This is a genomic window from Thiorhodococcus mannitoliphagus (genome assembly GCF_010915725.1).
Classification (GTDB): domain Bacteria; phylum Pseudomonadota; class Gammaproteobacteria; order Chromatiales; family Chromatiaceae; genus Thiorhodococcus; species Thiorhodococcus mannitoliphagus.
Map to the genome: position 1 here is coordinate 1 of NZ_JAAIJR010000101.1, position 19,546 is coordinate 19,546.

19 protein-coding genes are annotated in these 19,546 nt (G+C 61.8%); 4 read left to right on the forward strand and 15 right to left on the reverse strand.

The window, feature by feature from the left end; all coding sequences use genetic code 11:
* The first annotated feature begins 479 nt into the window (after positions 1–479).
* Positions 480–2,420 (forward strand): mechanosensitive ion channel family protein, encoded by a 1,941-nt coding sequence (locus G3480_RS19385; protein WP_164655538.1) that lies wholly within the window; start codon positions 480–482, stop codon positions 2,418–2,420.
* Positions 2,421–2,964: 544 nt separating this feature from the next.
* On the opposite strand, the gene G3480_RS19395 is transcribed toward G3480_RS19385, so the two are convergent.
* The 3 genes from G3480_RS19395 to G3480_RS19405 form a co-directional block, all read right to left on the reverse strand.
* Complete coding sequence (locus G3480_RS19395) at positions 2,965–4,437, reverse strand: sigma-54-dependent transcriptional regulator (RefSeq protein ID WP_164655539.1); 1,473 nt, start codon at positions 4,435–4,437, stop codon at positions 2,965–2,967.
* A gap of 219 nt (positions 4,438–4,656) precedes the next feature.
* Positions 4,657–6,072 carry a hypothetical protein gene (locus G3480_RS19400; protein ID WP_164655540.1) on the reverse strand — a complete coding sequence of 472 codons (1,416 nt, stop codon included), beginning with the start codon at positions 6,070–6,072 and terminating at the stop codon, positions 4,657–4,659.
* Positions 6,069–6,746 (reverse strand): PspA/IM30 family protein, encoded by a 678-nt coding sequence (locus G3480_RS19405; protein ID WP_164655541.1) that lies wholly within the window; start codon positions 6,744–6,746, stop codon positions 6,069–6,071. Before G3480_RS19405 ends, G3480_RS19400 begins: the two co-directional genes overlap by 4 nt.
* Positions 6,747–7,462: 716 nt before the next feature.
* Between G3480_RS19405 and G3480_RS19410 the strand changes: the two genes are divergently transcribed.
* From G3480_RS19410 to G3480_RS19420, 3 genes are read left to right on the forward strand one after another with little or no spacing between them, the layout of a single operon-like run.
* Positions 7,463–9,442 (forward strand): cytochrome C, encoded by a 1,980-nt coding sequence (locus G3480_RS19410; protein ID WP_164655542.1) that lies wholly within the window; start codon positions 7,463–7,465, stop codon positions 9,440–9,442.
* A 14-nt stretch (positions 9,443–9,456) separates the two neighbouring features.
* Positions 9,457–10,053: a c-type cytochrome gene (locus G3480_RS19415; protein ID WP_164655543.1), complete on the forward strand. Its 597-nt coding sequence runs from the start codon at positions 9,457–9,459 to the stop codon at positions 10,051–10,053.
* Between the two features lie 24 nt (positions 10,054–10,077).
* On the forward strand, positions 10,078–11,373 hold the full coding sequence (locus G3480_RS19420) for an FCSD flavin-binding domain-containing protein (protein WP_164655544.1): 1,296 nt from the start codon (positions 10,078–10,080) through the stop codon (positions 11,371–11,373).
* A 155-nt stretch (positions 11,374–11,528) separates the two neighbouring features.
* Here G3480_RS19420 and G3480_RS19425 read toward each other — a convergent pair whose 3' ends face one another.
* The 12 genes from G3480_RS19425 to G3480_RS19480 form a co-directional block, all read right to left on the reverse strand.
* Positions 11,529–12,206 carry a c-type cytochrome gene (locus G3480_RS19425; protein WP_164655545.1) on the reverse strand — a complete coding sequence of 226 codons (678 nt, stop codon included), beginning with the start codon at positions 12,204–12,206 and terminating at the stop codon, positions 11,529–11,531.
* A gap of 99 nt (positions 12,207–12,305) precedes the next feature.
* Positions 12,306–13,274 carry a sulfurtransferase gene (locus G3480_RS19430; RefSeq protein WP_164655546.1) on the reverse strand — a complete coding sequence of 323 codons (969 nt, stop codon included), beginning with the start codon at positions 13,272–13,274 and terminating at the stop codon, positions 12,306–12,308.
* 73 nt (positions 13,275–13,347) lie between these two features.
* Positions 13,348–13,533 carry a hypothetical protein gene (locus G3480_RS19435; protein ID WP_164655547.1) on the reverse strand — a complete coding sequence of 62 codons (186 nt, stop codon included), beginning with the start codon at positions 13,531–13,533 and terminating at the stop codon, positions 13,348–13,350.
* 32 nt (positions 13,534–13,565) lie between these two features.
* On the reverse strand, positions 13,566–13,841 hold the full coding sequence (locus G3480_RS19440; protein ID WP_164655548.1) for a hypothetical protein: 276 nt from the start codon (positions 13,839–13,841) through the stop codon (positions 13,566–13,568).
* Positions 13,842–13,888: 47 nt separating this feature from the next.
* Positions 13,889–14,194, reverse strand: a complete 306-nt coding sequence (locus G3480_RS19445) for a hypothetical protein (RefSeq protein ID WP_164655549.1) — start codon at positions 14,192–14,194, stop codon at positions 13,889–13,891.
* Positions 14,194–15,165: a rhodanese-like domain-containing protein gene (locus G3480_RS19450; RefSeq protein WP_164655550.1), complete on the reverse strand. Its 972-nt coding sequence runs from the start codon at positions 15,163–15,165 to the stop codon at positions 14,194–14,196. Before G3480_RS19450 ends, G3480_RS19445 begins: the two co-directional genes overlap by 1 nt.
* A 50-nt stretch (positions 15,166–15,215) precedes the next feature.
* Positions 15,216–15,491 carry a hypothetical protein gene (locus G3480_RS19455; protein WP_164655551.1) on the reverse strand — a complete coding sequence of 92 codons (276 nt, stop codon included), beginning with the start codon at positions 15,489–15,491 and terminating at the stop codon, positions 15,216–15,218.
* Between the two features lie 91 nt (positions 15,492–15,582).
* Complete coding sequence (locus G3480_RS19460; protein ID WP_164655552.1) at positions 15,583–15,798, reverse strand: hypothetical protein; 216 nt, start codon at positions 15,796–15,798, stop codon at positions 15,583–15,585.
* 4 nt (positions 15,799–15,802) lie between these two features.
* The gene (locus G3480_RS19465; protein ID WP_164655553.1) at positions 15,803–16,114 is read right to left on the reverse strand and encodes a sulfurtransferase TusA family protein; all 312 of its coding nucleotides are present in this window, start codon (positions 16,112–16,114) and stop codon (positions 15,803–15,805) included.
* A 57-nt stretch (positions 16,115–16,171) separates the two neighbouring features.
* A complete protein-coding gene (locus G3480_RS19470) occupies positions 16,172–16,807 on the reverse strand; it encodes a YeeE/YedE thiosulfate transporter family protein (RefSeq protein WP_164655554.1) in 636 nt (211 codons plus the stop codon).
* A 2-nt stretch (positions 16,808–16,809) separates the two neighbouring features.
* The gene (locus G3480_RS19475) at positions 16,810–17,301 is read right to left on the reverse strand and encodes a YeeE/YedE thiosulfate transporter family protein (protein ID WP_164655555.1); all 492 of its coding nucleotides are present in this window, start codon (positions 17,299–17,301) and stop codon (positions 16,810–16,812) included.
* Positions 17,302–17,825: 524 nt separating this feature from the next.
* On the reverse strand, positions 17,826–18,932 hold the full coding sequence (locus G3480_RS19480) for a transporter substrate-binding domain-containing protein (protein ID WP_240905927.1): 1,107 nt from the start codon (positions 18,930–18,932) through the stop codon (positions 17,826–17,828).
* Positions 18,933–19,546 lie beyond the last annotated feature (614 nt).

Here is a 19,546-nt window from a genome sequence, read left to right on the forward strand (position 1 = left end):
AACGGTTCTGCCTGGCGCCAAAAATCATCGGACATCTCTTGAAAGGCCATGGCATCCTCGATACGCGTGATTGTCGTACCTAAGATACTATCTTATTTGGCATTTTAGTTATTAAGCATTTTCTGTTCCGGATATCCTCTAAGGGCGTTTCTTTTCGATCGGCAGAGGCGGGGGCTTTCACGCGACAGGCGTGCGAGCTTGGAGAAGCGCCTTCCGCTCCCCCCCCCCTTCATTGCCGAGCCATCTATTTGGTGCGCCGCCACGGTGTCACCTTAGAAAGTGACCATCAACAACTTCCCCCCTTTCGCAAAGGGGGGCTAGGGGGGATTTCGGGCGGGATCGCTCGCATCGGGAAACAATTGATGGGCGCTTTCTTAGTTCCTGCGCGACCCATGCAGCGTATCGGACCGAAGCAAGAGACTTCGTCAGGCATGCATTTGGCGCGCAGAAAATCTCACAACTCAATTGGGGGAACATGAATGGCTGAAAACCGCCTCCTGCACGCCTTGCTGGCGTGCAGCCTGAGCGTCTTTGTGGGCGTTGGCTCCTGGTCTTTTGCTGCCGAAGGCAAGCCCGGCGGGGCTGAGGACGCCGCGACTGTCGCGGACGTTTCTGTCCCAATCGAAGAGCTTGCCCTGCTGCTCAAGCCGATGACCAAGGATGAGCTGCTCGCCGAGGCCGAGGCGTGGCAAGCCGTGGTGCGGGAGAAGGCGGAGGAGATCGCCCATGCGGAGATCGCCGTCGTACGCCAGAACAACGAGATCAAGGCGGCCGAGGCCATTCAGAGCCAGGCGGAAGCGGCTCAGGCAGAGCTGAAGAAGGTCCGGGAGAAGGCCGAAGAGGCCAAGGCATCGGGTGACGCGACACAGATTCAGGAGGCCGAGGAGGCGGCCATGGAGGCGCGGGTCAAAGTCGATGATCTCGGCGAGTCGGTGGATGCAGCGGTGGCCGCAGCCCAGAAGAGCGTCGAAGCAAAGGAGACGCTCGCGGCGAATACTCAAGCGAGCCTCGACGGCGCGTCGGCGGCAGCCGCGCAAGCGAACCTCGCCCTGGATCGGGTGAGGCGTGCGGCGGCGGAGGTCGAGCCGGAGCGTCAGGCGTCGGTCCAGAAGGCCGCAACCGAGGCGAAGCAGGCCACCGAGGAGGCGAAACAAGCGACCGCTGAAGCCGAGTCCAAGGCGAGCAAGGCCGTCGAAATCATCACAGCGGGTGATGGTCCGACCGAGGCGCAGCTGGAAACGGCCACCTCGGCAATACAAGCCGCACAGGACGTCAAAAAGGACGAGAAGGTCGAACTCCTGGAGCAGCTCAATGCGTTGCGCGAAGCGCGCACCCTGGCGATCGACCGCCTCAAGACGGTGCTGGATGAACTCGAGTCCAAGACCGACAAGGCCGATAGCGAGACGCTGGCGAAGGTCCAGGACTACCGCCTCTACATCCGCTCCGTCAGCGGCATCCGTCTGAATGTGAAGGACACCACCTCGGCTTGGGTCGCCGTCAAGGGCTGGTTCACCTCTGCGGAAGGCGGACTGCGCTGGGCAACCAATATTGGCATGTTCATTGGCATCCTCTTCGCTACTTGGCTGCTCTCCAAGATCCTTAGCCGTGCCATGCACCGTGCCCTGCGTGTCCTCGGCAATGCCTCGCAGCTGCTCGAAGACTTCCTGGTCAGCAGCGTGCGCTGGGTCGTTATGCTCGTCGGCATCATCATGGCACTTGCCGCCCTCGAGGTGAGTATCGGACCTCTGCTGGCTGTCGTCGGCGCGGCCGGCTTCGTGATTGCCTTCGCCCTGCAGGATTCGCTGAGCAACTTCGCCAGTGGTCTCATGATCCTCTTCTTCCGACCCTTCGACGTCGGTCACATCGTCGATGCCGGCGGCGTGTCGGGCAAGGTGACCGCCTTGAATCTGGTCTCGACCACGATCAAGACGTTCGACAACAAGAGCATGCTGGTGCCGAACAACAAGATCTGGAACGACGTCATCATCAATGCGACCGCAGCGCGCACGCGACGCGTCGACATGGAGTTCGGCATCGGCTATCGCGACGACATCGACCGCGCCCAGGCACTCCTGGAAGAGATCGTCGCGGCGCACCCCAAGGTGCTGCGGGATCCGGAGCCCACCATCCGCATGAACACCCTGGGCGACTCCGCGGTCAGCTTCATCTGCCGCCCTTGGGCCAGCACGGCGGATTACTGGGACGTCTACTGGGACATTACCAAGGCGGTCAAACAGAAGTTCGACGCCGAGGGCATCAACATCCCCTTCCCGCAGCGCGATGTGCATCTCTACATTCAGGACGGCGCCAAGGACGACGAGACCGCTGGGGCGCTTCGGTGGCTGGCACGCGCTCCCGCCGCGGGCTCATCCAAGCAGATACCCGCAGAGGATGACGGCGACGATCGCTCCGAAGGTTGATCCCGCAGCTGTGCTTTAGCAAAACGGTAACCGATAGGAGTGTCACTGGCCGTATGGCGTTGTCGGTAGCACCATGCGCATCTTGGCAGCCGCCTGATCCAGACTCCTTTGATCGAGAGCTATCATTCGAGATGCGTCGATCGGAGGTCTATGATGGTGCTGCACCAGTGAGAGGGTGATCGCTATGGGACTCGCACAAGGCGACGAGGCTAGACACAGTTAGTGCGTCGCCGCGCAAGTTCCGAGACGGGTGCCTCGCGACTTCTAACCCGCAGCACTAGGGGGAATATCTGAACTGGCCGGACGACGTTCGCCATGAACTCATCGACGGCGTCGCTGATCTGATGGCGCCGACACCGACGCTCCACGATCGGATGATGACCATCTATCGACCGGAGGGCGACGCATTCGGCAAGCCCGAGGTCCGCGACCTCTCACAAACAACGCCTGTCGGTATCCTCTCAGGCGTGTCCATCGATTGGGAGGCGTTACTGACAGCTGTCTCCCTTCGCTTGGGCCGCTTCAAGGCCGCAGGCGTCTGGTCTTACCCATGGATATGCCGCTTCGCCGTCCGCCGGTCGAGTCCGGTCACTCGGGCAACCGCCTCATAGGTTCCCAGCTTCTCGTAGAGCTGGCGGCAATAGCCGGCAAGCAGCTCGGCGGCGTCAAGGCTTCCCGCCTCGGCACTGAGGATCCACGCATCTGCAGCCGATTCATGCCCCCCCGGTAGGGCGTCCGGGACATAGCATCCGTTGAGGATGATGCGGCGCAAGGCCTGCTCTAGTTCCCGGACATTGCCTGGCCAAGGGTAGTTTGCCGGAAGCTCCGAGAGCGCTTCCATGATGCCTGCCTGCAGTGCGTCGGCGGCCTCGCCGACCATGCGGCCGAGTAGGGCGGCGACCAACTCTTCCAACTCGTCCGGGCTGTCGGCCAAACGCTCGCGCAAGGTGGGCACGCAGATGATGTTGCCCGAAAGCCGGTAGAAGAAGTCGCGCCGAAATCCGCTCCCGCTCATCAGCTCTTGCAGCGACCGGTTGGTCGCCGCCACGATGCGGCCCTCGAAGCGCTGTGGTTTGTGGCTGCCGACCGGTGTGAAGGTGCGCTCCTGAAGCACCCGCAGCAGCTTGGTCTGGACCGGCAGCGAGACGTCGCCGATTTCGTCGAGAAAGAGCGTCCCGTAGGAATCGCAGCGCGCGAAGAGTCCATCGTGATTGTCTACCGCGCCGGTGAAGGCCCCCTTGCGATGGCCGAACAGCTCAGATTCGATCAGCCCCTCGGACAGCTCGGAGAGATTCGTCGCGATGAAGGTCTCCTCGATCCCGCGTGCGAAGCGATGGCCTGGCCCCTCCAGCGGGATGGCGCCGGATCTGCCGATGGCCGCCGCCGCTGAGCCCTTGCCCGTGCCGGTCTCGCCGAGCAGCAAGGTCGAGAAGTCCTGCATGCGCCCCCAAAGCAACTGGGTATAGCTGCGCAGATCCGTGGTGAAGGCGCTGTTCCAAAGGGACCGTCGCAGTGTGCGCATGGGCTCGCTGCGGCCCACCAAGGCGCGCTCGATGAAGTCATAGGCGCGGCGCAGTTGATAGTAGAGCGCCACCCAGCGGCGCGATTCCTGTGGATCGAAGCCGTAGTCGCGCAGCCGATTCAGCAGATCGGGGATCCAGCTCAGATCCGCAGCAGAGGTTCTCCCGCGCCTTTGGTGCTCGATCAGCCCGTCGACCAGCCTGTAGTGGTGCTGATAGCCGTGGAAGAGGAAGACCTGGCGCATCAATGTCTGATCCTCAGCGCAGAACTGATCGAGCCGCTCCAGCCCGCGTTGCCGCAATGCCTCCAGCCGCGTCTCTAGGGCCGGCATCAGCTTGTCGTATAGATCCGCTTGAGAAACCGTGCTGGGCGCGGCTCGACCGAGCAGCCGACTCAGCCGCTCCTGATCCGTGCCAAAGGGATTGGCGTAGACAGTCTCGGTCAGCAGAGCGAAGAAACTGCGGTCTTCGGGGCTGAGATGGCGCATGGTCGGCATGGCAGCGGCGCGAAACCTCATGGTCGATCAGTGTATTCTGAGGAAGGGGTGGCGAAGCGAGCGCGAAGTCCACCAGTTCCCTCGTCAGTCTCTATTAGGCTGGGCCGAGGGATGAGGCGCAACAGCAGGCTCGCATGATTGCGGAAAGCGCGCTCGGGCACTTTGCCTTTCCCGAGCGCTGCCTTGCCCGAGCGCTGCCTTGCCCGAGCGCTTTAATGGTCAACCTTTATGCTCAAAGTGCTGGTGCCAGCGTAGCAAGCCCGCCTTGATCTCCGCTCCATGACGCTCGACGACGGAGCCGGCGAGGATCGTCGAGATCCCGAGCAGGACCAGTGCGCTCCAGCCCCCGATGGTAAAGGTGGAGAGTGCGTCCTGCGCGGCGAATCCGAGTCCAGCCAAGGCCGTGATCAGTCCCATCACGAAGATGAATCTGCCTTTGGACGCGTAGCCGTAGGCGAGGGTCGCGATGCCGATCGCCAGGCTCGTCAGCGCGTTGCCGAAACCTCCGAAGGCGGTCAGGTTCAGCAGCATCGCCAAGGTTGCGACCAGTGCCGCCGCGCCCCGGTAGTGACCCTGCCAGCGACTGCCCAGGGTCGAAAGGTCCACCAGTAGCCCGGCGAAGACGCCTGCGGTCAAAGGGACCTTGACCACGTCCGGGATGGCGCGCGCATCGATCACGCTATGGAAGGCGAGGAAGGTAGTCACCGCAGCGGTCAGCACGGCTAACAGCTCCAATGCACTGCGCCAGCGCGCGTCGTTTCCGGCTGCCACGATGGCAAGCCGCAGCCCTAGGTAAGCGATGATGCTCAGGGTCGTGAAGAAGAGCGCGTCCGGCGCATAGAGCCAGAGGCTGCGTCCGCCGAGGACGAGCAGTGGCAGCAAGAGAACAGCGCGGGCGAAGAGGCCTTCGGGTGTCGCGAGCGAGGGATCCCGGCGGCGTACCCGAATGATCAGGGTGCCGATGGTGAGGCCCAGGCCGATCAGCATCGCGGAGATGGCCGCGTCAGCACGCGTGGGCACCAAGAGTGCCGCGTTGGCGAGCAGATAGAGCGCCGTCAGCGGCCAGGCCGAGCGCCTTGCCATGATGAGAAAGCCGACCCAGGTCGCCAGCGCCAGCCCGAGCACGCTGCCGGCCGTGACCAAGAGCGCCGAGCCGGCGGTCATTTGCGCGACGCTCGCGGTCCAGAAGGAAGCCGAGGCATCCATTGCCAAGGGGGCGTCCCAGGTCAGCTGCTCATAGCTGAGCCCGCCCAGATAGGCGAAGTTGACCGGTACGGCGGCCAGCGCGAGCGCGATGAAGAGCCGCGCACCCTTGGCCTCGTGCAGCAGGTGGCCGCTCGCGAATCCGGCGAGCGTGAGGATGGCTGTATGTGCAAGCAGAAGGAGAGAGCGCGTCAGGTCGTCGCCCTCACGCCAGCCTTGAAAGAGATACATCACAAAGGCCGCGACGATGACCAATCCGCCGAGTCCGCGCAGCAGGAGCGATAGGCTCAAGGTCTTGCCCTTGGTTGGGCGGGGCGGTCCCATCTGCCTGTCCGGCTTCTCGTCGGACGGGTTGGCAGGCGGCGTTGAAAAGTCGAGCGCCGCTGGGTCGATGCTGAGATCCAGCGCTTCAATGGTGGCCTGGCTGCTCATCGCACACCTCCGGACTTCTCTTCAGGGTCACGTCTCAGCGCCTCTAGCTCGGCCCTGAGTGACGCACGCTCCTCGTCAGCCGCGAATTCGGCCTCGAAGGGGTCGTTGTCGCAGATACTGTCCGTCGTCAGCTCCGCCTCGGTGAGCCGGATCTCCCAGCGCTCGAAGGTATCATTCAGATCGAGCAGGGTGCCGCTGTCCGTCTCGCGAATGCGCGCGCTCGCATCCGCCGTCGCCTCGCGGCTGCGCATCAGCGCACGCCGGTGCTCCAGGGTCTCGACACGCTGACGCAGACCGTCGATCTCGCGGCCGAGATGGCGCTCCACCTCGGCATGACGCCGGTAGGTTTCCGCGAGCGACTCGGCCTGACTGCCCGCTCGCTTCGCGCGACTCAGGCACGCCAGGGCCTTTTCCTCGCCCTCGCCCTCGCCCTTAGCGTCACAGCGCAGCGCGCGCTCACGCCACGTCCGCTCATCCGCCCGCAGCCCATCCAGCTTCCGCCGCAACCGCTCGCCGTCCTGCCGCATCCGCGCATGCCGGACCTTCGCCTTGGCATAGAGCCGGCGACTCTCCCGAATCCCGGCCTCGACGACCGCGTCGTGGTTCTCGATCTCACCGATCATCTGCTCCAGTTGGCTGGAGACCGTAAGGGTGACACGCTTGAAGAATGACATCTGATGCTCCTGTACTGTCCGTTTCGTGTTGGGCATCTGATATCAATCAAAGAGTGTGCCGCCGTTAGAAATTTATTAAAAAATATTAAAAATCATAGATTTAAATCTCAATCAGAGCCTGATGTTGTCGAGGTTAAAGAGCTTTTGTATACGTAGAATGTATGTCTATGTGCATGAAATGCATTTTCTTGAGGTCGGCAGTTTCCGCAGTGCTCATTGGCCAACCGACCTCCGAGCCCGCGCTATCGTCGGGTGCGTTCGAAACGAACCTTGTTGACGCCGATGGTGGCTTGGTATGACAAGGAGGGCAGGGCGCAGGCGTGTGATGCGGGTACTTAGGTGATTTCCGATCGCCGAAGAGACCGCCTTGATCCCTCTGCTAGGTCTCTGGCTGTTGCTGCGTCAGGCGTTCCGCTGACTCGTCGAGAGAGCGAACGCATGAAAATCCGAGTCTTTTGATCTAGCGCAGCAAAACGACAACCTGGCCAAGCTGTCTGATTGAACTTTTTCAATGCGATCGCGCAGAATCCGTCACCACTAAGGTGCGGGATCGGTTGATTCTGGAGTTTCGCGGTTTTGCGAATGCCTCGTCCGGCAGTGACTTGGGGCATGGAGGGCGGTGGAGTGTGCGCCCAGATGGGCAGACCTCTCGCTCTCTGCCAGGCGTGATACGCACGAATAATACCTAGATGACCGAGGAAACCGGAGGAGCCACGATGCCAAGACGCATCGCCAACATCGGAATCGTCAGCCTCTTGGCGGCGCTTCTCGGCGCGATCATCGTTCCCGTCGCCGCTGCCACCGCGACGGAGCCCGACGAAGGGCTGATGATCGATCATTTCGATCCTGAGACTGGCAAGCGGATCATCCCCAATGAACGCTGCCTGACTTGTCACGGCGACAAACAGCATCAGACTGATGTGCGCGACGATGGCACCCCGGTGGAGATCTTCGTCCACAGCGAGGAGATCGAGGCTAGCGTTCACGGCTCTCAAAAGTGCACTAGCTGCCACGTCACCATTGACCGCGTCCCCCATCGCAAGGCACCGGCGGTCATCGTCGGCTGCATTGAGTGCCATCGGGAGACCTGGGAGCAGCACAAGGACGATCCGGACGACGAATATGCCCGTCTGGAGGTCGTTAATGAGCAGATCGACAGTTACATGAAGTCGGTCCACGCGCAGCCCAACACCCTGGACCAGTCGCGCACCAACGCCACCTGCTACGACTGCCACGAGGGCCACAATGTCGGTGAGTTGGGCAGCATCCAGCGCGCCGAGCACCGCCTAAAGAACCCCGAAATCTGCGGCCGCTGCCATGAGAAGGAGTTGCAGGACTATAGCACCTCCGATCACGGCAAGGCGGTGATGGAGGAGGGTGACAGCGAGGCGGCGGTGTGCTCCGATTGCCACACCACGCATGAGATCGCCTCACCCGAAACCGACAAGGCCAAGCTGCAGATCACCCAAAACTGCGGCGACTGCCATGAGGAGGCCCAGCGCACCTACTTCAAGTCCTATCACGGCCAGGTCCACCGCCTCGGTTACACCGATGCCGCCAAGTGTCACGACTGCCACGGCGGGCACTTGGTGAAGAGCGAGGACGATCCGACCTCGGAGATTCACGCCTCCAATCGTCTGGAGAACTGCCGCAACTGCCATGAGGATGCCAATGAGAACTTCCTGAGCTTCTGGCCCCACGGCGACGCCCACGATCGGGAGCACTATCCGGGGCTATGGGCCTTCAGGGTGTTCATGGAGATTCTGATCTTCTCCGTCATGGGCTTCTTCTGGATCCACGTGCTCTTGTGGCTCTACCGCGAAGTGATGGACCGTGTTCAGGGCAAGGGCTTCGTCGAAGACTTGAGCCAGCCCGACCTGGTCTACTTCCGCCGCTTCCCCCTGGTCTGGCGCTGGATCCATTTCCTCTTCGCCATCGCCACCATGACCCTGATCCTGACGGGTACGACGCTGCTGTTCTCCCATACCGCTTGGGCCAAGGCGGTGGTGGAATTCCTCGGCGGCATCCGCATGGAGGGCATCATCCACCGCACCGCGGCCATCATCTGGCTCAGTATCTTTTTCATCCACTTGGCGATTGCGATCAGCAACATCTGGCGCAAGCGCAAGACGTTCGAGTGGTTCGGCAGCACCTCCCTGGTCCCGAACATGAAGGATCTGCGGGATCTGAGGGACATGTTCAAATGGTTCCTCGGCCGCGGTCCGCGCCCCGAGTTCGGCCACTGGACCTACTGGCAGAAGTTCGACTATTGGGCGCCCTTCTGGGGTGCCACGGTGATCGGTGCCTCCGGTCTTATTCTCTTCATGCCGGACAAGACCTCCCTCATCCTGCCGGGCTGGACCTTCAATATCGCCAACCTGGTGCATGCCGAAGAGGCGCTGTTAGCGGCGATCTTCCTGAACTCGGTGCACTTCTTCAACGTGCACTTCCGGCCAGAGCGCTTCCCGATGAGCACGGCCATCTTCACCGGTGTCATCCCTATCGACGAGTTCAAACACGACCACCGTCTCGAATACGAGCGGCTGATGGAATCCGGTGAGTTGGAGAAGCATCTGGTCCAGCGTCCTTCGCGGCGCGTCTCTCTGGCGGCCTCATTCATCACCACCGTGCTGATCATGGCTGGCCTGACCCTGCTGACACTGGTGCTGTTCGGCCTGATCACATTACCGAGCTAACGGGGATGGAGAACATGAAGAGCCACAAGACCATCCACAGGAGCCTTCGCAATCTCCTTGTTGCCATGCTCGCCGTTCTGCCCGCCGCGGTCTCGGCGGGACCATCCGGCCAGGCGATGTCCTTCACCTGCGCAGGCTGCCACGGCACCGATGGTTCCAGCGTTGGACCCTCGATGCCAGCCATCGCCGGCATGGACCCCGAGGTCTTCGTGGACGCCATGAAGGCGTACCGCGAGGACGAGCGCAACGCCAGCATCATGAACCGCATCGCCAAGGCCTACAGCGATGAGCAACTCAAGGAGATGGGTTGGTTCTTCGCCAGTCAGCGCCTGCGTCTGTTTCCACAGCCATACGATCCGGTCTTGGCCGAGCAAGGCGCCCGGCTGCACGACGAATACTGCGAGAAATGTCATGAGAAGGGCGGTCGGCCCGGCGATGCCGGTACCCTTGCCGGTCAGTGGATGCCCTATCTGCACTACAGCATGGAGGATTTCCTTGACGGCAAGCGCAAATGGCCGCGCAAGATGAAGCGCAAGGTCGACGCCGCGATCGAGGAGGCGGGGGATAAGGCCATCCCAGCCCTGGTCAATTACTACGGCAGCCAGCAGTAGCGCGGCGACGGAGAAGAGATCATCGTGACAAACCTGAAACGCAGAACCTTCATCCAAGCCGCCGGCGCTGCCGCCGCGCTGGGGACACTGGGCTTCCCGTCTTTGGTGTTGGGCGCGGCGCGCCGCGTGGTTGTGGTGGGTGGCGGCGTGGGCGGCTGCACTGTGGCCAAGTACCTACGTAAGCTCGACCCGAAGATCGCCGTAACCCTGATCGAGTCCAAGCCGGCCTACACCTCCTGCTTCATGAGCAACGAGGTCCTGAGCGGCGAACGGACGCTCCAATCGCTGACCTTCGGCTACGACGGCCTGCGTGGCTATGGCATCGATGTGCTTCAAGATACGGTCGTCGGCATCGACCCGGAGACAAGACAGGTCCAGACCGCTGGAGGCCGCGCGTTCGGCTACGACGCCTGCGTCGTCTCTCCCGGCGTCGGCTTCAAGTGGGATGCTATCGAAGGCTACGACGAACAGATTGCGAACCAAAGCATTCCCCATGCCTGGTACGCCGGGCCGCAGACCCAACTGCTCCGCAACCAGATCAAGGCCATGCCCGAAGGCGGGCACGTGATCATCGTTGCTCCGCCCAATCCCTTCAAATGCCCACCCGGCCCCTATGAACGTGCCTCGCAGATTGCCATGTACTGCAAGCACCACAAGCCGAAGGCCAAGATCACCATCCTCGATGCGAAGGACGCCTTCTCCAAGCAAGGTCTCTACATTGAAGGCTGGACCAAGCTCTACGGCTACGGCACCGACAACAGCATGATCCAGTGGGTCAGCGCCGCGGCAGGTGGCGCGGTGGAAGCGCTTGATCCGAGCACGCGCACCCTGAGCGGATTGGTCGAGGACTTCCAGGGCGACGTGGTCAATATCATCCCGCCGCAGAAGGCGGGCGCCATCGCCTTTGGCGCCGATCTGGTGGATGGTGACTGGTGCCCGGTGGACAAACGCACCTTCGAATCCAGCCGTCACAAGGGCATCTATGTGCTCGGCGACGCCTCCAGCGCAGCCACGATGCCGAAGTCTGCCTACGCGGCCAACTCCCAGGCCAAGGTTGCCGCCGCAGCCATTGTCGCTGGTTTCCAAGGCAAGACGCCGGATGACCCAACCTTCGTCAACACCTGCTACAGCGTCGTCGGCGAAGACTTCGGCATCTCCGTGGCCGCCGTCTACCGCTTGAATGCCGAGACCAACACCATCGAGTCGATCCCCGGCTCCGGCGGCGTCTCACCCGCGAATGCGAGTCCGGAGATCCGCAAGCGGGAGGTCAGCTATGCCCATAGTTGGTTCAAGAATGTCATTAACGACATGATGGAGTAGGAGCCGGCCTGGCGCTTCTGGGGGCTCTGCGTCCATGTCGGCAAGATTGAGACCCTATAGGCCCGCCGATAAGAGCCTGGGCGATCCTTTCACAAAGAATTCTCCGGAAATCGGCTCTTGGACTTCGGACTCGTGCTGCAAGCCGCTCGAGGCAATCAGCCGCTGCTTGGCTTGTCCCGGCCGTGCATGAACCACGCGAGCAGCGCGCGGAGATCCTCATCCGAGAGGGGGTTCTCAAGACCGGTCTGCGGTACGCCGCGGACTCCGCCGATCAGTCGAGCGAGGAATTCCCTCGCGGGCATTGTCCGCGCATCCTGAAAGAGGTCACGGGCAGGATTCCGGCGTCTGGTGTCCGGGGCGATGTGGCAGGCCCGGCATGTGCTTTCATAGAGTTCACGTCCGCGGGCGAGTCGGGCCGGGATCGTGGTGACGGGCAGGAAGCTGCGCGTGTCGAGGGGAAAACGTTTCACGAGTCGCCCCAGGATGACCGCAGATCCGGCCAGATCTCCGGCGGCAAAGCACAGGCGAAGCCGTGCGATCTCCTCGCTCAGCTCGGGGTCGTGGCGCTTGCTCGCCTGAAGGGCCTCACGCCCGAGGAGGCCGATGAAGCCCAAGGCGCTGGCGACCCGGTCGCTGAGACCACGGCGATGTGTCTCCGGCAGCCCACTTTGCCGAAGGAGGCGGACATCTCCGGCCAGCACGGCAAGCTCCACGGCAAAGCGGCGGTTTTGCTCATCCTGAGCACAATGCCCGGTGCGCGGTCCGGCGATCAATAGGAGACTCATGACCGCGGCGATCGCGCCAACCCGCATCTCCTTGAATGCGTGTCTCAATCGGGGGCTCTCTCGCCCCCAGCAAGCGGGCGAGACTAAGGGAATGATGATGGCGACCCCTGCGCTCATGCGCGGGAGTGGCGAGAGTGGCCATGATCCTTACTGCAGTTTGATCTTCTGTTCCAAGGGTGCGGATTCGTCCTGGGTCCATTCGACCAGTGATCCGTCATAGACCTTCGCGTCCTTGTTGCCGAGCAGCTCATGGGATGCGAACCAGCCCAGGGATGCCCAGTGGCCCGTGTTGCAGAAATTGATCTGATCGCCTTGCGTGGGGACCTCGGCCAACGCGTAGAGCTGCTTCAGGGTTGCCACATCACGGAAGCTGCCGCCGTTGTTCTCCGTGAGCCAGTTCTCCGGCAGGTTCTCGGCGCCAGGGATGGTGCCGTTGCGTGCGGCCTTCGGGTGCCGATTGATGCCGACATATTGGTCGTGGGGACGGTTGTCGACGATGACGGTGCCCTTTTCGATGGCCGCCTTGACGTCGTCCTTGTCGACGATCATCTCCTCGCGCACCTCTGCGGTGAAGGTCTGGGCCTCGGGCTGCTCATTGCCCTTGGCGAGTGGGTTCTTCTCGTCCTTGGTATAGGCGGCGAGTCCGCCATTGAGGATCGAGACGTTGTCGTGGCCGAGGACCTTGAAGGTCCAGTACATGCGCGTGGCGCTGCCCATGTCGAGGGCGTTTTTCCCAGCCGGGGCGATGACGACATGGGTGTCCTTACCGATGCCAAGCCCGCCGATGAGCTTCTCGAGTTTGTCCACAGGTGCGAGTTGGCCGGGTACGCCGTTCTTGTCCTTGGCCCGCCAGCCATCTTTCAGGTAATCGGTGTAGACGGCACAGGGGATATGACCACGCAGATAGTCCGTTCGCGAGCCGCCGTCTAGGCCATTGCGGATGTCGAGCACCCGCACGTCCTCGTTGCAGGAATTGGCCTTGATCCATTCGACATCGACCAGCGGCTGGCTCTCGGCCAGGACCAGCGGGCTGGCTCCGAGGAGCAGCGCGAAGAGGCCGCGGCCAACCAGTCGCCGCATCGATCGACGGTTATCTTCAGTGTTGCAGTGCTTCATCGGTCATCCTCCTCAGTTGGTGCTTCTTGTTTGATCGCCTTATCGGAGCTTTTCAGGTAGCTGACTCGCCAAGTCAGATGACGAAGACCCGCTCCGCGGCCATGAGTTCATCGAGGGCCTGGTCCCAGTCCGCATCGGTCAGGTTGGGGCGGCTGGTGTCGTAGATGAAGACATAATCGCTGACCTCGAAACGCGACAGGCTATCCTCGATCGTCTCGGCATCGTCAAATAACCCGGTCTTCAAGATTGCGATGTTCATAGGAATGGCCTGCGGCGAATTTCTATTGTGACTCAGATGCTGATGACCGCATCGGCCTCGATCAGGGCCAGGGACAGTGCATGGGAGCCGATGTGAGGCAGATCCTGATCGGGCACCGTGGTCTCGGGCTCGATGTCGCAGAGCTCCAGGGTCTCGGCCTGCTCGATGTTTTCCGGGGTTTCGGCGACCGGGCCAGTCATGAAAACCAACCGCACCTGATGGCCGAAAATCGTCAGTCCGCCGGCGACACGCATCGCTTCGGTATGATCGCGACGCCCCAGGACCAGCACTTGCTTCTGCCCGCTCATGGATCTCCTCCGATTGTCGGTTCAGCGCCGCGGCGCATGCTGCGCGGCTAGAGTCCGATGACCTTCGCGGCCCGGCCCACTAGGGCGCTGTTGTTCGTCTGACTGCCCAGCGCGACGGGGCACGGCGTCTCGCCCTCGAAGCGCGCCCAGGAATGTTCGCAGGCGATCGGCTTGTCGGCGCAGCGAATTGCATGAACGATGGCTGGATCTCCGAGGATGCGCACGCCGTCGTTGGTAAAGAAGCAAGACCAACGCAGGCCTCGACGCCTGCAGGCGCCGGCCAAGGGCAGCAGCACGCGGCCGGAGTCGGGCGTCGAGACGATCAGGAGCAGATCGAGAGGGTCTTCTTGCATCAGGATGTTCTCTTTCCCAGTCGGTAGCCGAAACCGCCTGCTGCGGCCAGGGCTGCTAGTGTGAGCAGGGCCGGTGTGGGCACGCGTTGGTGCCCGGCAGACCTGGGTGCCAGCGGCACGGCGGGTTGCGCGCGAGGCTCAGGGTAGCTAACCGCGTCGGCGGGCAGTTGGCCATCGTCGGCCCACTCGCGCCAGCCACCGAGGTAAAGCCTGGCGTCCAAGCCGAAACCGGCCCGCAGCAAGGTCAGATAGGCGAGCCCGGTCAGCGGGTCATGTGCATAGGCAACCAGGGGTTGCTCGCCGTGGATCGCAGCTTCGCCGCGGGCGAATGCGGCGCGTAACCGAGCGGCCGGCGCCAACTCGGCCCCCGGCAGATGTCCGCCTCGGCGGGCACGGATCTGAGCCCCCCAATATTCGTCGGCGGTTCGACCGTCCAGCAGACGGACGATGTCGCCATCGGCAAGGGCCTCGGCGAGTTCGTTGCGCAGCAGGATGCGGTCCTCGAGCCAGTGCCCGGCGTGGATGGGGTCGCGCAGGATGCCCCGTCCTCGTCCCACTCCCTTCTCGAAGAGACCCACGTCGAGCAGCCTATCTAACCGGCCGTAGAGCACCGACACCTCTGACTGACCGGCCAGATAGAGGAGCGCCGCGACGGCATCCCGGCGAACCGGGTCGTTGCCCAGCACCAGCACAGACTCGTCGCCACGCAGTCCGGCGGTGCCGAGCACCCAGGCGATGTCGCGGAAGCTTGCGAGTCGCCGGTGCGGACCGAAGAAGGCCTCCGGTGGCAGGCAGACGGCGCCAGACGCGGAACTGGCGATACAATCGGCCTCGGGACGCGTGTCGATGAGCCGCAGGTCCGTGCCCGCTGCGACTGGATTGCGGACATACCTCAGGCCGGCATCAGGCATCCCCGCCGACAGCGGCGCGGATAGCGTTGCCAGCACCGACATGGCTGCTAGGCCGAGCAACAATCCCACTCCGGCGCAAGGCGTTCGCATGGATCGATTCGGTTCGGAACTCAGCAGCCGCCGAACTGCTGTCGCTTCGGGGCCGGTGCGCCGTCCTTCGGCGCCTCGGGCGGGTTCTCGATGTAATAACCCATTAACTCGGTGACCGGGAGCAGCCCGAAGTCTGGGCCGACGTCCACGTCGGGCAAGCTCTCCATCGGCTGAGGCGTCCGGGCCATCTCCAGCGTCTCCCCGTCGACGACGGCAAAGGGGTAGATGACAGCGGCGAGACCGAGACTAACGGCCAGGCTGCCGGTGCAGAACAGCCAAATCTGTGATGTGTTCATGGTCAAAAGGGGTCCTGCGTAAAGCTCACGAACATGGCGTAAAACGCGACCAGAAAGGCAGCCAACAGCGACCAGGTCTCGAGGTCGAGATTCATGGCGTCTCTCCTCGGTAATGACGGATCAGGGTGCCCATATCGACGGGCTCATTGGTCATCGGATTCTCGACCTCGGGGGTGAAATAGGGCACGCCATCGCGGTCACTCCGCAAATAAGCCGGTTGGGCAATAAAAATGTAGGCAATGCCGAGCACCGTCATCAGCGTGACAAGAATGGAGAAGCCCGCCATCTGAAGCTCGCCTTTGCTCATTAGTCTAGTCCTTAGTCACCAACACGCTCCAATAATGCCCGGACTTCACAGTCCCCAGGTGGCGGGCATGGAGATCCGGCATCATGGGTGGAATGGCTTCCATTGACGTCGGGTTGTCGATGCGCACCTCAATCACTTCGCCTGGGGCTGCATGGCTGACAGCCTTCTTCGTCATCAATTGTGGTCGAGGGCAGGAGTCACCGATGCAATCGACGAGTTGAACCGGCGTCCAACTGGTGCCATCGTCAAGCGTGATGCTTGTCAGTGCCTCGGTGGTCGTCGCGGCGCTCTTCTTTTTTGATCCAAACAGGCCCATGGCGGTGTTTCTCCTCTGGAGGATTTGCGAACCGAGTGGCTCTAATGCTTGTTTTTGTCAGTCGGCAACCGTGCGCTGCTCTGCCGCAGCCGTCATTCGGGCACTCGCGGCCTGCTCGGTTCGTTGCTCCTTGTGGCGGATGGCGCGAAAGATGCCGAGTAGCACCGCGAACTGAACCAAGCCAAAGAGGATCGCTGGAATACCGAACTTCTCCTGCAGCGTTGCGGCGTTGGTATAGCCGAGTTGCAGGCCGCTCAGATTGGGCTCACCAGTCATGGTGCCGGGAGCCGGCGGCCAATAGCTGAACGACCACAGCAATGAGAATAGGAACATCCCGATAAAGGTGAACAAGAGCGCCCAGATGGCGCCGACATTCCCTTCTCCGGCCTTGACCCAAGTCGACACGGTGCAGGCCCCGGCCAGCACCATGCCAATGCCAAATAGGAAGAGGCCCATGACTTGGTTGAGACCGACATCGAAGTGCAAAGGATTGCCTTCGCCAAAGGTGAGGAAGGTCGTGAAACCTAGGGTCAAGATCATCATCGCAACGAGCAGGGCCTTGGTGTTGCGATAGGTCTTGAACAGCATCGCATCGCGCAGTGCCGCGGTGTTGCAGAACCGCGAGCGCTGCACCAAAAGACCGACGATGGAGCCGAAGAAAAAGGCGACGATGCACTGCCCGATCGGAGACATGCTCAACCCTCAAGAATCTTCTTGTAGATCAGCGAGCCAACCCAGGCGCCCGCAATGATTCCGCTCATGGCCAAATAGCCGCCGAGGTTCATCTCCGGCGTCAGGCCGAAGAAGGTGCTGACGTTACAGACGAATGCGAGGCGGATACCGATTCCCATCAGCAGGCCGCCGATCGTGATCATGACCCATTCGGACAGGTGACGCGGAAAGCGCCAATAGAACTCCTTGCTCAGCACGGCGCCCACGATGGCCCCGAATAGCATGCCCAGGCTGATATAGATCTTCCAATAGGTCGGGTCAGGCTCGAAGACCAGATTCCAAAAGGGAATCCGGGCCAGATCATCACCCAATACCTGCTGAGCAATCAGACCGGTCATCATGGTCTCTCCGCCGCCAACAGTCCAAGCGCCAACGGTGAGGAACATAAAGATGTCGAGCACTGCGATCATCGACAGCGCGAGGATTGGATCCCAGGTCTTTTTGAACAGTTCCATCGGGGCTCCTGCAGCTCGTTATCGGAGTCACTTGAAAAAATCATCGACAAAGATGAATGATTAACTTCAAAAAGGCACAAAACGAAAGCGGTATGCCATTGCGAGCCAGGCAATGCTTCGATTGCGGATGAGGGTATCGCAGGAACGGTTGAACATACAAGGGGGCGGTCGATGCGGACAGGGCAATCGCATCAGAGTATTAAAATATGCTTTTAATGGCGTATAAGGATGTAGTAATGGCAAGCGCCGGCGCCGGCGCCGGCTGTTTCATTAACCGACAAAACACGAACCCTGGCACCGCAGCTGCCGAGCGTCGACGGCCATCACTGAGAGGAGCAAGGCCATGACCACCGTCCACGCCTGTGCCGCTGCCAGCGTAAACAGCCAGCTTGAGCCCTTCGACGTCGCCGATATCTATGGTAGAGGAGGTGCTGCGCCACCGGGGTGCCCCGGCGGTGGCCGGCAACACTCAGCCTTGGTTGCCCATCGAAAAGATCGTCGGCATGCGTCTCATCACCACACGCTTAGTTGCTCGTGCCCAAATAGCGCTCCAGCAGCGGCTGCCATTCCTCGCCGCGGATGATATCAAGCAGTGCCTCGTTCACCGCTTCGCGGGCCATGCTGCCCTGTGGTAGAGCAATGCCGTAGTCCTGGCGTTGCAACACGAAAGGGAGAACGCGCAGGTCGTGGGGATAGTTGGCGGTGACCAGGTGGCGCAGGATAGGTGCGTCGTAGACCACCGCATCGACCTCGTTGTCGGCCAGTCGCGTCAGGGCCTCGGGGAGGGAGTCAAACGTCTGATAGCGTAACTTCCGTGCGTCCAGAAAGGCGGCGCTCGTGCTATCCGTGATGGTCGCCACGCGAGCGCCGTAGAGGTCTTCGACACGCTGGATGGAATGATCCAATTGGCCCACCGTGAGCGCCGTTGCGATGGCGGCGGTGAAGCTCGAGACCATAATGATGCCGGCGAACATCCAGACCATGCCGATGAAACGCCCCAAGGGGCTGGCCGGGGCCTTGTCGCCATAACCCACGGTGGTCATGGTCACCGCCGACCACCAGAGTCCGGAGCCGATGCCGCGCACTGGGTCGGACGGAAAGTGCCGATTGCCGCGACGCTCGGCAAGCCAGATCAGCACGCCCACCGCGGTCAGCAGCGCCAGCAACCCGAAGGCGACGTTGAGGAATTGCGCGGAAAACATGCGACGCAGCGTCGCCAAAAGGCCGCCGCTCGGACGTTGGTGCACGGCGATACCGAGCCCCGAGGTGTGGAAGGGATGTGAAAAATCCATCACCCGTTCGCGTGTGCTGGTGATGGTCAGCGCCGCGACAGCGGCATCGACGCGCCCATCGCTGATGGCATCGAGCATCTCGGTGAGGCCCATCTCGGTGAAGCGATAGTCCTCGGTACCCCGTCGTGCAGCGATCTGTCGCCAGAGGTCGATTGCGATGCCGCTCCAGCTGCCATCGTCGGCTTGGATGGCGAAGGGTGGCACGTGGCGCGTAGCGATGATCAGCGGCCGGTCCTTGTTGGCGGGTAAGTCCGCGGAGGGCGGTTCGGCTCCTGGAAGCTTGCTGGCCCCATCCGCAGTCGTGGGCGCCGCACCAAGCAGCAATGGCACCATCAGCATGGCAGCAAGCGCCTGTGTCAGCCGGCCTCGCATGCTGGTGTCACGCAGCCTGCGCTTGTCTGCGTTGTCCCGGCGCCGCGCGCGCGCAGGTGTGCGCTCCGCGACCCAAGCGCCCGACCATCGGCACTGGGGCGTGGACCCTGATGATGCTGGTGCAGACCGCGAACCCTGTCCGCGGATTGGATATTGCCGACGGAATGCACCGCGAATAATGGGAAACTGAGTCAACGACATGGCGAAGTAGCGGGGAGTCAAGGAGGTTGCACAGAACATTGATGCCGATCGGCATCCAAGTTCAGATGACCTGATCTCGACCATCTGACTGTTCGCATCCTAGCAACAAAAAGACTCGACGAATCACTCAGAAGGGAATCATCGCGCCGATTTTGCAGACGCCGGGTGAACTCCGGGACTGAAGGTTTCTCCGGTAGCGCATCCTGCGGGTGCATCCGCGAGCGTCTTCCTCATTCGAAAGGGTCTGAGCCAGCGTCATAAACCCCCTGCCATTGTTTCCCAGGGAGTCACGCGGATCACTAAGGTGATTTCCGAATAACAGTTTACCCGGTTAAGATGGGATTTACTCAACAGACTGACCCTATCGAGTCCGACCATGT

What these genes read in the sequence shown, in the direction of transcription:
- G3480_RS19385 (WP_164655538.1), top strand. Translation starts at nt 480, where the DNA reads ATGGCTGAAAACCGCCTCCTGCACGCCTTGCTGGCGTGCAGCCTGAGC.
- G3480_RS19395 (WP_164655539.1), bottom strand. Translation starts at nt 4,437, where the DNA reads ATGCCGACCATGCGCCATCTCAGCCCCGAAGACCGCAGTTTCTTCGCT.
- G3480_RS19400 (WP_164655540.1), bottom strand. Translation starts at nt 6,072, where the DNA reads ATGAGCAGCCAGGCCACCATTGAAGCGCTGGATCTCAGCATCGACCCA.
- G3480_RS19405 (WP_164655541.1), bottom strand. Translation starts at nt 6,746, where the DNA reads ATGTCATTCTTCAAGCGTGTCACCCTTACGGTCTCCAGCCAACTGGAG.
- G3480_RS19410 (WP_164655542.1), top strand. Translation starts at nt 7,463, where the DNA reads ATGCCAAGACGCATCGCCAACATCGGAATCGTCAGCCTCTTGGCGGCG.
- G3480_RS19415 (WP_164655543.1), top strand. Translation starts at nt 9,457, where the DNA reads ATGAAGAGCCACAAGACCATCCACAGGAGCCTTCGCAATCTCCTTGTT.
- G3480_RS19430 (WP_164655546.1), bottom strand. Translation starts at nt 13,274, where the DNA reads ATGAAGCACTGCAACACTGAAGATAACCGTCGATCGATGCGGCGACTG.
- G3480_RS19435 (WP_164655547.1), bottom strand. Translation starts at nt 13,533, where the DNA reads ATGAACATCGCAATCTTGAAGACCGGGTTATTTGACGATGCCGAGACG.
- G3480_RS19440 (WP_164655548.1), bottom strand. Translation starts at nt 13,841, where the DNA reads ATGAGCGGGCAGAAGCAAGTGCTGGTCCTGGGGCGTCGCGATCATACC.
- G3480_RS19445 (WP_164655549.1), bottom strand. Translation starts at nt 14,194, where the DNA reads ATGCAAGAAGACCCTCTCGATCTGCTCCTGATCGTCTCGACGCCCGAC.
- G3480_RS19455 (WP_164655551.1), bottom strand. Translation starts at nt 15,491, where the DNA reads ATGAACACATCACAGATTTGGCTGTTCTGCACCGGCAGCCTGGCCGTT.
- G3480_RS19460 (WP_164655552.1), bottom strand. Translation starts at nt 15,798, where the DNA reads ATGAGCAAAGGCGAGCTTCAGATGGCGGGCTTCTCCATTCTTGTCACG.
- G3480_RS19465 (WP_164655553.1), bottom strand. Translation starts at nt 16,114, where the DNA reads ATGGGCCTGTTTGGATCAAAAAAGAAGAGCGCCGCGACGACCACCGAG.
- G3480_RS19470 (WP_164655554.1), bottom strand. Translation starts at nt 16,807, where the DNA reads ATGTCTCCGATCGGGCAGTGCATCGTCGCCTTTTTCTTCGGCTCCATC.
- G3480_RS19475 (WP_164655555.1), bottom strand. Translation starts at nt 17,301, where the DNA reads ATGGAACTGTTCAAAAAGACCTGGGATCCAATCCTCGCGCTGTCGATG.
- G3480_RS19480 (WP_240905927.1), bottom strand. Translation starts at nt 18,932, where the DNA reads ATGCTGATGGTGCCATTGCTGCTTGGTGCGGCGCCCACGACTGCGGAT.